At 71.5% G+C, this 10,161-nt stretch carries 11 protein-coding genes; all 11 read right to left on the bottom strand.

All coding sequences use genetic code 11. From position 1 onward, the window contains the following. Positions 1 to 232: 232 nt before the first annotated feature. The 11 genes from nusB to ruvX all read right to left on the bottom strand — a co-directional run bounded on the left by nusB (position 233) and on the right by ruvX (position 10,154). A complete protein-coding gene (nusB, locus tag ACFYW7_RS21040; RefSeq protein ID WP_389504417.1) occupies positions 233 to 667 on the bottom strand; it encodes a transcription antitermination factor NusB in 435 nt (144 codons plus the stop codon). A gap of 2 nt (positions 668 to 669) precedes the next feature. Then, positions 670 to 1,236, bottom strand: coding sequence for an elongation factor P (efp, locus tag ACFYW7_RS21035; protein WP_081223344.1), 567 nt, complete (start codon positions 1,234 to 1,236; stop codon positions 670 to 672). 60 nt (positions 1,237 to 1,296) lie between these two features. Continuing rightward, complete coding sequence (locus ACFYW7_RS21030) at positions 1,297 to 2,403, bottom strand: aminopeptidase P family protein (RefSeq protein WP_389504412.1); 1,107 nt, start codon at positions 2,401 to 2,403, stop codon at positions 1,297 to 1,299. Between the two features lie 90 nt (positions 2,404 to 2,493). Further along, complete coding sequence (locus tag ACFYW7_RS21025; protein WP_389504409.1) at positions 2,494 to 3,399, bottom strand: Pro-rich N-terminal domain-containing protein; 906 nt, start codon at positions 3,397 to 3,399, stop codon at positions 2,494 to 2,496. 192 nt (positions 3,400 to 3,591) lie between these two features. Further along, entirely contained in the window at positions 3,592 to 4,683 is a 1,092-nt protein-coding gene (gene aroB, locus ACFYW7_RS21020; RefSeq protein WP_389504407.1) for a 3-dehydroquinate synthase, read from the bottom strand. Further along, the gene (locus ACFYW7_RS21015) at positions 4,680 to 5,162 is read right to left on the bottom strand and encodes a shikimate kinase (protein WP_389504658.1); all 483 of its coding nucleotides are present in this window, start codon (positions 5,160 to 5,162) and stop codon (positions 4,680 to 4,682) included. Before ACFYW7_RS21015 ends, aroB begins: the two co-directional genes overlap by 4 nt. Positions 5,163 to 5,191: 29 nt before the next feature. Continuing rightward, positions 5,192 to 6,376, bottom strand: coding sequence for a chorismate synthase (aroC, locus tag ACFYW7_RS21010; RefSeq protein ID WP_389504405.1), 1,185 nt, complete (start codon positions 6,374 to 6,376; stop codon positions 5,192 to 5,194). Positions 6,377 to 6,550: 174 nt separating this feature from the next. Beyond that, positions 6,551 to 6,913: a hypothetical protein gene (locus ACFYW7_RS21005; RefSeq protein WP_389504403.1), complete on the bottom strand. Its 363-nt coding sequence runs from the start codon at positions 6,911 to 6,913 to the stop codon at positions 6,551 to 6,553. Between the two features lie 52 nt (positions 6,914 to 6,965). Beyond that, complete coding sequence (locus tag ACFYW7_RS21000) at positions 6,966 to 7,805, bottom strand: shikimate dehydrogenase (RefSeq protein ID WP_389504401.1); 840 nt, start codon at positions 7,803 to 7,805, stop codon at positions 6,966 to 6,968. Beyond that, complete coding sequence (gene mltG / locus ACFYW7_RS20995; RefSeq protein WP_389504398.1) at positions 7,786 to 9,567, bottom strand: endolytic transglycosylase MltG; 1,782 nt, start codon at positions 9,565 to 9,567, stop codon at positions 7,786 to 7,788. The genes ACFYW7_RS21000 and mltG overlap by 20 nt, the downstream gene beginning before the upstream one ends. A gap of 122 nt (positions 9,568 to 9,689) precedes the next feature. Beyond that, a complete protein-coding gene (gene ruvX / locus ACFYW7_RS20990; protein ID WP_389504396.1) occupies positions 9,690 to 10,154 on the bottom strand; it encodes a Holliday junction resolvase RuvX in 465 nt (154 codons plus the stop codon). Between the last annotated feature and the right edge of the window lie 7 nt (positions 10,155 to 10,161).

Below are 10,161 nucleotides of genomic sequence, written 5' to 3'. Positions count from 1 at the left end.
GGGCGCCGGGCGGGCGCCCCGGGGCCGGGGGGCCCCCCCCGCGGGGGCCGCCCCCCCCCGCCCCCCACAACCACACCCCCCCCGGGGGGGCCCCCCCCCCCCCCGCCCCCCCCCCCCCCGGGCGGCCGTCTGCGGGCCTCGAAGGCCGCGGAGGCACAGGAACGCCGGAGGGCCCGCAGCACGATCGCTGCGGGCCCTCCGGCGTTCCGTACGTCCCTCGGCCGGCCGGCGGCTAGGCCTCGTCGCGGCGGAGCGACGGCTTCAGGTCCTTGAGCCGGCCCAGCAGGCCGTTCACGAACGAGGGCGACTCGTCCGTGGAGAACTCCTTCGCCAACTGCACCGCCTCGTCGAGCACCACGGCGTCCGGGGTCTCGTCGACCCAGATCAGCTCGTAGGCACCGAGGCGCAGGATGTTCCGGTCGACGACCGGCATCCTGTCCAGCGTCCAGTCGACCGCGTACTGCGCGATGAGCTCGTCGATGCGCCGCACCTTGGTGGCGTAGCCCTCGACCAGCTGCATCGTGAACTCGCTGACCGGCGGCTGCCGGGTGTCGGACCGGGAGTGCCGGATCCAGTCCGCGAGGACCGTCAGGACGTCCACGCCGCGCTGGTCGCCCTCGAAGAGGATCTGGAAGGCGCGCTTGCGGGCCGTGTTGCGGGCAGCCACGGTTAGCTGTTCACCCGGCCGAGGTAGTCACTGCTGCGGGTGTCGACCTTGATCTTCTCACCGGTGGTGATGAAGAGGGGGACCTGGATCTGGTGACCGGTCTCCAGGGTGGCGGGCTTGGTGCCACCGGTGGAGCGGTCGCCCTGGACGCCCGGCTCGGTCTCCTGGATGACCAGCTCGACGGCGGCCGGCAGCTCGACGAAGAGCACCTCGCCCTCGTGCTGGGCGACGGTGGCCGTGAAGCCCTCGATCAGGAAGTTGGCGGCGTCGCCGACGGACTTGCGGTCGACCATCAGCTGGTCGTACGTGTCCATGTCCATGAAGACGAAGTACTCGCCGTCCATGTACGAGAACTGCATGTCGCGCTTGTCGATCGTGGCCGTCTCGACCTTGACGCCGGCGTTGAACGTCTTGTCGACGACCTTGCCGGAGAGCACGTTCTTCAGCTTGGTGCGCACGAAGGCCGGGCCCTTGCCGGGCTTGACGTGCTGGAACTCGACGACGGACCAGAGCTGGCCTCCGTCGAGCTTGAGCACCAGGCCGTTCTTGAGGTCGTTCGTGGAAGCCACGGTTGCGGAATCTCCTGGACTGACGTGGACGACCCCGGCGCACGCGCACAGCTGCGAGAGCTAGAGCGCGAGCAGCTCCTTGGTCGTGATGGTGAGTAGCTCGGGTCCGCCGTCCGCCTCAGGGCGCACGACGAGCGTGTCATCGATCCTGACACCGCCCCGGCCCGGAAGGTGGACTCCCGGTTCGACGGTGACCGGCACGCAAGCGTCCAGTTTACCCATGGCTGCGGGGGCAAGCTGCGGGTCCTCGTCGATTTCGAGCCCGACCCCGTGCCCCGTCAGCGGCGGAAGGCCTTCCGTATGGCCCGCGGAGTCCAGTACCTGACGTGCCGCACGGTCCACGTCGCGGTACGCGGCGCCCGGTGCCAGGGCCTCCCGTCCGGCACGCTGGGCGGCGAAGACCAGGTCGTACAGCTCGATCTGCCAGTCTGCGGGCGAGGTGCCGATCACGAAGGTACGACCGATCTCACACCGGTAACCGTGGTAGGTCGCGCCGAGACAGACGGAGAGGAAGTCGCCCTCCTCGACGCGCCGGTCGGTGGGCCGGTGGCCGCGCCGTCCCGAGTTCGGGCCGGTCCCGACCGAGGTGGCGAAGGCCGGACCCTCGGCGCCGTGGTCGACGAGCCGGCGCTCCAGTTCCAGGGCGAGATGGCGCTCCGTGCGGCCGACGAGGATGGACTCCAGGAGTTCGCCGAGCGCCTGGTCGGCGATCTCGGCACCGGTCCGCAGACAGGAGATCTCCTCCTCGTCCTTGATCACGCGCAGCTGTTCCACCGCCCCGCCGAGGTCGGCCAGGCGCAGCCGCGGCGCCACCGAGCCGAGGGCGCGGTGCCGTGTCACGGTCAGGTGGTGTTCCTCGACCGCGAGGGACTCGGCGCCCCGGCCGGCTGCCAGGCCGGCGGCCGCGACGGCCGGATCGCCCCCGGCCCGCGGGAGCACCCGCACGGTCAGCGCCTCGTCCGGGCGTCCTTCCACGGCCTCGCCGGTCGGCGGGCCGGCGCACAGCAGTATGTCCTCGCCACCGCCGAGCAGGAGCACGGCGCCGTGCGGCGCCGCACCGGCGAGATACCTCACGTTGGCGGGGCGGGTCACGAGCGCGGTCGCGCTGCCGCCCGCCTCGCTGCGCTCCAGGAGCCGCTCTCTGCGGGTCGCGTACACCTCTGACATGAACCGAGCGTACGAGCGCGGGACGGATGCCGCCGGTTCAGAGGGCCGGACGGGTAGGCCCGCGCCCGGACGGGTGGACGCGGGGCCCGCTCACCACTGCGGCGGGCTGGCGATCGACCTCGCGAGGACGTCGTCCAGGACCTGGGCCGTGGCCGCCACGTCGAGCTGCGAGTTGTCGATGATCGGGAGTCCCGAGCCGTACCAGCCGGCCATCCTGCCGTGGATGCGCGCGACCTCCTCGTCGCTGAGCCTGCGGTTCCCCGAGCGCTCCGCGTTGCGCTCCAGGACCACCTCCAGGCCCGGCAGGAGCACGACCGGCAGCAGTCCGGGCCCGACGTGCCGCTTCCAGCCGCCGAGGCCGACGACCGGGCGGTCGGGGAAGACGGCGTCGTCGAGGACGCAGGAGATGCCGTTGGCCAGGAAGTTGCGGGCCGCGAAGCCGCAGGTGCGGCGGGCGAGACGGTACTGCGCCTCGGAATGGTCGTTCCACCCCGACTGGGGGTCGGCGAAGCCCGAGCGCACCCATTCGCGGACGTCGTCCAGGCTGATGTGGGCCGTGGGCACCCGGCGGTGGTCCGCCCAGTACTTGGCGACGCTCGTCTTCCCGGCTCCCGCGGGGCCGATGAGCAGCACCGCGAGCGTGGTGGCCGCCGGATCGGAGCCCGTGGCGGGCTGTGGACTCGGCATGGCCACCGGGGCACCCGGGGGCAGCTGCACGTGCCCGGTGGTGTCCTGCGCGGGCGGCACGTGACGGTGCTGCGGCGGCTGCGCGGAAGCGGGGTGCGGGGGCTGCTGCGGAGGTGTCTGATGGGGCGGCAGGTGGTGCTGCGGCGCCTGGGAGGGCGGGGCTCCGGGCGGCACCGGTGCCCCGGCGAAACCCGGGGCGGGGGCGGGACCCCGCTGCCCCGGATACTGTCCGGCCGGCGGCCACCCGGCGGCCGGTCCGTGCCCCGGCTGGTGGGGCGGCGGCAGCGGAGCCCCCACTGCGTGCTGCATCCGGTGCCACTCCGTCTCGTACAGGCGATGAGCGCTGGCGGACGGGACGCCGGTCCCGTCGCTACCGAACGGTACCTTCCCCGGCCGCCGTTGTGTGAACGGCCGGGGAACGTGCGAAGTGCCCGGCAGGGAGGGGCGAACGGGTCGAGCCGGGACCCTTCGGACCAAATCCCCGAAGGAGGGTGCCGCCCGTTACTCCCCGACCTCGCCGTACGCCGCGAGCAGGACGGCCGGATCCGGGCCCTCCAGGACGGTGGGCTTGGCCAGACCGTCGAGGACGATGAAGCGCAGCAGGTCGCCGCGGGACTTCTTGTCGACCTTCATGTTCTCGACGAGCTTGGGCCACTGGTCGTAGCGGTAGCTCAGCGGGAGACCGACCGACTCCAGGATCGTGCGGTGCCGGTCGGCGGTCGCGTCGTCCAGCCGGCCCGCGAGACGGCCGAGTTCGGCGGCGAAGTGCATGCCGACGGAGACGGCCGCGCCGTGCCGCCACTTGTAGCGCTCGTTCTTCTCGATGGCGTGCGCGAGCGTGTGGCCGTAGTTGAGGATCTCGCGCAGCCCCGACTCCTTCAGGTCGCCGGAGACGACCTCGGCCTTGACCCTGATGGACCGCTCGATCAGTTCGGCGGTGTGCGGACCCTCGGGCGTCCGGGCCGCCTCGGGGTCGGACTCGATGAGTTCCAGGATCACCGGGTCGGCGATGAAGCCGGTCTTGATGACCTCCGCGAGCCCGGAGACGAAGTCGTTGACCGGCAGCGAGTCGAGCGCGGCCAGGTCGCAGAGCACGCCCGCGGGCGGGTGGAAGGCGCCCACGAGGTTCTTGCCCTCGGCGGTGTTGATGCCGGTCTTGCCGCCGACCGCCGCGTCGACCATGCCGAGCACGGTGGTGGGGACGGCGATCCAGCGCACCCCGCGCAGCCAGGTCGCCGCCACGAAACCGGCCAGGTCGGTGGTGGACCCGCCGCCGACACCGACGACGACGTCGGTGCGGGTGAAACCGGACTGGCCCAGCGCCTTCCAGCAGTAGGCCGCCACCTCGACGGTCTTGGCCTCCTCGGCGTTCGGCACCTGGATGGCCACGGTCTCGAAGCCCTGCTCCGCCAGGTCGGCGCGCAGCGCCTCCCCGGTCTCGGCGAGCGCCTCGGGGTGGATCACGGCGACGCGCTTGGCCTTGGCGCCGATCAACCCACCGAGTTCGCCCAGCAGTTGACGGCCGATCAGAACCTCGTACGGGTCGGTTCCCGCGGTGCCGCCGACCTGGACGCGGGTCACTGCCTCGCTCATGCTTCCTTCAACTCCAGTGCGTCGAGGACCGCTTGCGTGACCTCTTCGGGGGTACGGCCGTCGGTCGCCACGACCGCGCGGGCGACTTCGGTGTACAGGGAGCGGCGTGCCTCCATCAGCTCGCGCCACTGCCGGCGCGGGTTGACGGCGAGCAGCGGCCTGGCCGCGTTCAGGCCGGTGCGCTGCACCGCCTCCTCCACGTCCATGGAGAGATAGACGACCTGGTGACCGGCGAGCAGCGCCCGGGTGTCCGGGTCGAGGATCGAACCGCCGCCCAGCGCCAGCACACCGTCGTGCCCGGCGAGCGCCTCGGACACCGCCTGTTTCTCGATGGCGCGGAAGGCGGACTCGCCCTCGTCGACGAAGATGTCGGCGATGGTGCGGCCCTGCGCGGCCACGATGTCGTCGTCCGTGTCACGGTAGGCGCAGCCGAGCCGCTCGGCGACGAGCGCGCCCACCGTGGACTTGCCGACCCCCATGGGGCCGACCAGGACCAGCCGGGGGGCGGTCACCGGATGGCCAGGTTCTCGAGGTAGCTCCGCACGTTGCGGCGGGTCTCGGGGACGCTGTCGCCGCCGAACTTCTCGGCCACGGCGTCCGCCAGGACCAGGGCGACCATGGCCTCGGCGACGATGCCGGCGGCCGGGACCGCGCAGACGTCGGAGCGCTGGTGGTGCGCCTTGGCGGCCTCGCCGGTGGCGACGTCGATGGTGGCCAGCGCGCGCGGCACGGTGGCGATCGGCTTCATCGCGGCGCGGACGCGCAGCAACTCACCGGTGGTCAGTCCGCCCTCGGTGCCGCCGGAGCGGCCGGTGGTGCGGCGGATGCCGTCCTCGGTGTGGACGATCTCGTCGTGGGCCTGGGAGCCGGGCACCCGGGCCAGGTCGAAGCCGTCGCCGACCTCGACGCCCTTGATGGCCTGGATGCCCATGAGGGCCGCCGCGAGCCGGGCGTCGAGACGACGGTCCCAGTGCACGTGCGAGCCGAGGCCCACCGGTACGCCGTACGCGAGCACCTCGACGACTCCGCCGAGCGTGTCGCCGTCCTTGTGGGCCTGGTCGATCTCCGCGACCATCGCCTTCGAGGCGTCCGCGTCGAGGCAGCGCACCGGGTCGGCGTCCAGCCGCTCGACGTCGGAGGGGGTCGGGAGGACGCCGTACGGGGCCTTGGCGGCGGCCAGCTCGACGACGTGGGAGACGATCTCGATCCCGGCCGTCTCCTTCAGGTACGAGCGGGCGACCGCGCCGAGCGCGACACGGGCCGCGGTCTCGCGGGCGGAGGCGCGCTCCAGGATCGGGCGGGCCTCGTCGAAGCCGTACTTCTGCATGCCGGCGAGGTCGGCGTGACCGGGCCGGGGGCGGGTCAGCGGGGCGTTGCGGGCGAGGTCGGCGAGGATCTCCGGGGCGACCGGGTCGGCCGCCATGACCTGCTCCCACTTGGGCCACTCGGTGTTGCCGACCATGACGGCGATCGGGGAGCCGAGGGTCAGGCCGTGCCGGACGCCGCCGAGGAAGGTGACCTCGTCGCGCTCGAACTTCATCCGGGCACCGCGTCCATAACCCAGGCGCCGCCGGGCGAGGTGGTCCGCCACCATCTCCGTGGTGATCGGGACGCCGGCGGGAAGACCCTCCAGCGTCGCGACGAGTGCGGGACCGTGGGACTCCCCCGCGGTCAGCCAGCGCAACCTGCTCAACGGTGCTCCTCATGCTCGCGCCCTGGTACTGCTGCTGCGTACACGCGTCCTCGCGTACGGCGACGGCGCGACCGGGTGCGCGGCCCTGGCCCGCCATGTCCGATCCTCCCACGTTCGGGAGCGGGAACCGGCCGCAGGTCCATCAGGCGGGACGGCGGGACACCGCCGGCGGGCTCAGCGCGCGGCGTCCTGCCCCTGGCCCTGACCCGGAGCGTAGGCGCCGAGGAAGTCGGCACCGCTGGGCCCGGCCGGTGCGGGGGCCGGCGGGAGCCGGTCCCGCTGCGGGGCGTACGCGCCCAGATGGTCCGCGCCGCGCCCCTGCCCGTACCGCGCCGCGGCGTGCACGGGCGCCCCCGCCCGCACGGCACGCCGGTACCGGATCTTGCGCACGAGCTTCACGATCCAGGAGCCGACGAGGCAGAGCACGACCAGCGCGAGCACCGTGAGCTGCACCCAGGCGGGCATCAGCCGTACGACGAACTCGAAGATCTCGGTCCTCGCGGACGCCAGCGGCACTCCGACGAACCCTTTAGTCATGTACCTGACTCCCCCTGCGACGCGCTCCGCCCCCTGCGGAACTCAGCGGATCCTAGCGGGAGGCGAGCGCGTGCTCGCCGGCCTTTCTCATGGCGCCCACGGGGGCCGGACTCCGTCCGGTCATCAGCTCGACCTGGAGCACCGCCTGGTGCACCAGCAGGTCGAGTCCGCCGACCACCGCTCCGCCGTACGCCGACCAGCGCGCCGCCAGTTCGGTCGGCCAGGGGTCGTACAGCACGTCGAAGAGGGTCGCGGGGCGCTCCGGGACGGCGCCGGCCAGCGCGTCCGTGGCCCCCGCCGGAGTCGTGGCGATCACCAGCGGGGCCCGCAGCGCCTGTTCCGCGTCCGCCCAGTCCGCGGTGCGCACCTCGACGTCGAGCCGCTCGCCCCAGTGCCGCATCTCGGCGGCCCGTTCCTCGCTGCGGACGTACGCGACGACCTCGCCGGTGCAGATCCGCGCGAGGGCGGCCAGCGCCGAGGAGGCGGTGGCGCCGGCGCCGAGGATCGCGGCCGAGTCGACCTGCTCGATCCCCCGCTCGCGCAGCGCCGCGACCATCCCCGGGATGTCGGTGTTGTCCCCGACGCGTCGCCCGTCCTTCGCGAACACGACGGTGTTGACCGTCTCGACCGAGGCCGCCGTCTCACTGAGCTCGTCGACAAGGGGAATCACGGCCCGCTTGAGCGGCATGGTCAGCGACAGTCCCGCCCACTCGGTCCCGAGGCCCTCGAAGAACCCCGGCAGTGCCTCCTCGTCCACCTCGAAACGGTCGTAGGACCAGTCGTCCAGGCCCAGCTCCCGGTACGCGGCACGGTGCAGCACCGGGGAGAGGGAGTGCGCGATCGGCGAACCGAGCACGGCAGCCCGGCGAGCGTCAGTTGCCCGAGCTGGCATTGAACTTGTCCTTGAGTCTCTCGAACTCGGCCAGCGTCTTGGCGAATTCCGTGTTGCTCTGACCGTCGGTCGCCACGAAATACATCCAGCCGTCCTTCGTGGGGTTGAACACCGCCCTGAAGGCGTCGGCGCCCGGATTTCCGATCGGGCCGGGCGGCAGACCCCTGTGGTAATACGTGTTGTACGGGTCCGGATTGCTGTTGATCTCGGACTCGCTGATGTCGATCTTGCTCTGGCCCTTCAGGTAATTGAAGGACGAGTCGAACTGGAGTTTCTGGTTGGTCTCGGTGTTGGTGGGCTTCAGCCGGTTGTAGACGACCTCGGCCATCTTGCGGTAGTCGTCGGGCGTCTTGCCCTCGGCCTGGACCAGGCTCGCCACGGTGATCACCTGCAGCGGGTCCTCGAGTTTGAACTTCTTCGCCTTGGCCTCGAGCTCCATCGCGGCGTACTTCTTCTTGGCCAGCGTGACCATGCTCTTCAGCACGGCCTCCGGCTTCATGCCCTTGGCCGCTGGATACGTCGCCGGGTAGAGGAATCCTTCCAGCGGATCCTTTATGTCGTCGTTGGTGTTCGCCCAACTGGGGAGTCCCAGGCTCTTGTACTGCTTCTTCGCGACCTTGGCGGTGGTGCCGGCCGGGAGCTGGAGCTGCTTGTCGATCTGCTGGTACGCCTCGGCATTGCGCAGGCCTTCGCGCACGGTGACGTTGTTCTGACTCTTGGGATCGAGCATCAACGCGACGGCGCTCTCCGCGGACATCTCCTTGCGCAGGAGGTAGGCGCCCGCCTGGATCTTCTTGCCGTCGGGGTTCTCGGCCTGAGCGGAGACGAACGCGTCGACGCTCTTGACGATATCGAGTTCTTTGAGCTTCTGGCCGATCCTGTAACCGGTCTCACCCTTGGTGATGATGACGGAGACCTGACCCGTGCCCTCGCCCGCGAAGTCGGGAGCCGCGCCGAAACGATTTTGGTAGTAGTGATATCCGAGATATCCGACTCCGGCGAGACCGCCTCCGAAGACCATGACGACCACCAGGCAGGCGCAGCCGCTGCGGCGCTTCCTGTCCTTGCCGCCGCCCTTGCCCTTGCCTTTGCCCTTGCGGTCACCGCGGCCCCGGCGGCCCTTCGGCTCGTCGTCGTCCTCGGGATCGTCGTCGTCGCCACCGGCGAAGAAGGCGTGCTCGCCCTGGTCCGGTCCCGGGTCCCAGTCCTGCTTCGACTCCGGCTCGGGCTCGGGCTCGGGCTCGAGTTCGGGTTCCGCGCGGCGCCGGGCGGGCGGCTCGGGCGGCGGATAGGCGTCCGGGGTGCCGTAGTAGTCGGGCTGCTGACCGGTGTACTGGCCCGCGTAGGGGTCGTTCGGGTCCACGGCGTACGGGACCTGGGGCTGTGCCCCGGTGTTCCAGCCGCCGTCGGGGTACTGCTGCCCGCCCTGGCCGCCGTACCCCTGCCCCTGGTCCGTGTACTGCGGGTTCCCCTGGCCGGGGTACTGCTGCTGGCCCTGGTACTGACCCTGACCCTGGTACTGGCCGGGGTACTGCTGCTGGTCCTGGTACGGCTGCCGGCCCTGGTCCTGGTACTGCCCCGGCTGGCCCTGGTACTGCTGCCGGTTGCCCCAGTCGCCCTGCTGCTGCGGATAGTGCTGCGGCTGGCCGCCGTCGTAGCCGGACTGGCCGTCAGCGGCCTGTCCGGCCCATCCGCCGTCCCCGTACAACGGGTCCTCCGGATGCCACGGTTCGGAGCCTGGGCCCCGGCCATACTCAGTCATCGATCCCCTACGAGCCGCGAGCCGGCAGCCGCCGGCTCGTGTGGCTCGGCTCCGTCCGCCTCTGTGCTGTGCGAGTGCTGTTCGAACACCATCGCATCGGGCGGAACGTTACCGTACCGCGATCACATGACCACTTCGACGCCCTCGCCGGGCGACCGACCTGACACCCGTTCGGATTCCAGGGCCTGCTGCAGAATGATGACCGCGGCGGCCTGGTCGATCACGGACCGGCCCTTTTTCGATTTCACGCCGGAGGCCCGCAGCCCCTGACCGGCCGTCACCGTGGTCATCCTCTCATCCACGAGCCGCACCGGCACGGGCGCGATCCCCTTCGCGAGCTCCTGCGCGAAGGCACGGACCTTGACCGCGGCGGGACCCTCGCCCCCCTTGAGAGAGCGAGGGAGTCCGACGACGACCTCGATCGGCTCGTACTCCTCGACGAGTTGCCCGAGCCGGCGGTGGGCGGCCGGGACGTCACGTCCCGGGACCGTCTCCACCGGTGTCGCCAGGATCCCGTCGGGGTCGCACGAGGCGACCCCGATCCGGGCGTCTCCGACGTCGATCGCGAGCCGACGTCCTCTGCGCATGTCCGCG

The organism is Streptomyces sp. NPDC002580 (assembly GCF_042889485.1).
Lineage (GTDB): Bacteria > Actinomycetota > Actinomycetes > Streptomycetales > Streptomycetaceae > Streptomyces.
The sequence above is the reverse complement of the archived record's forward strand: the minus strand, read 5'-3'. Positions and strand labels throughout refer to the sequence as shown.

What these genes read in the sequence shown, in the direction of transcription:
- ACFYW7_RS21030 (WP_389504412.1), bottom strand. Translation starts at nt 2,403, where the DNA reads ATGTCAGAGGTGTACGCGACCCGCAGAGAGCGGCTCCTGGAGCGCAGC.
- ACFYW7_RS21025 (WP_389504409.1), bottom strand. Translation starts at nt 3,399, where the DNA reads ATGCAGCACGCAGTGGGGGCTCCGCTGCCGCCGCCCCACCAGCCGGGG.
- aroB (WP_389504407.1), bottom strand. Translation starts at nt 4,683, where the DNA reads ATGAGCGAGGCAGTGACCCGCGTCCAGGTCGGCGGCACCGCGGGAACC.
- ACFYW7_RS21015 (WP_389504658.1), bottom strand. Translation starts at nt 5,162, where the DNA reads ATGGGGGTCGGCAAGTCCACGGTGGGCGCGCTCGTCGCCGAGCGGCTC.
- ACFYW7_RS21005 (WP_389504403.1), bottom strand. Translation starts at nt 6,913, where the DNA reads ATGACTAAAGGGTTCGTCGGAGTGCCGCTGGCGTCCGCGAGGACCGAG.
- ACFYW7_RS21000 (WP_389504401.1), bottom strand. Translation starts at nt 7,805, where the DNA reads ATGCCAGCTCGGGCAACTGACGCTCGCCGGGCTGCCGTGCTCGGTTCG.
- mltG (WP_389504398.1), bottom strand. Translation starts at nt 9,567, where the DNA reads ATGACTGAGTATGGCCGGGGCCCAGGCTCCGAACCGTGGCATCCGGAG.
- ruvX (WP_389504396.1), bottom strand. Translation starts at nt 10,154, where the DNA reads ATGCGCAGAGGACGTCGGCTCGCGATCGACGTCGGAGACGCCCGGATC.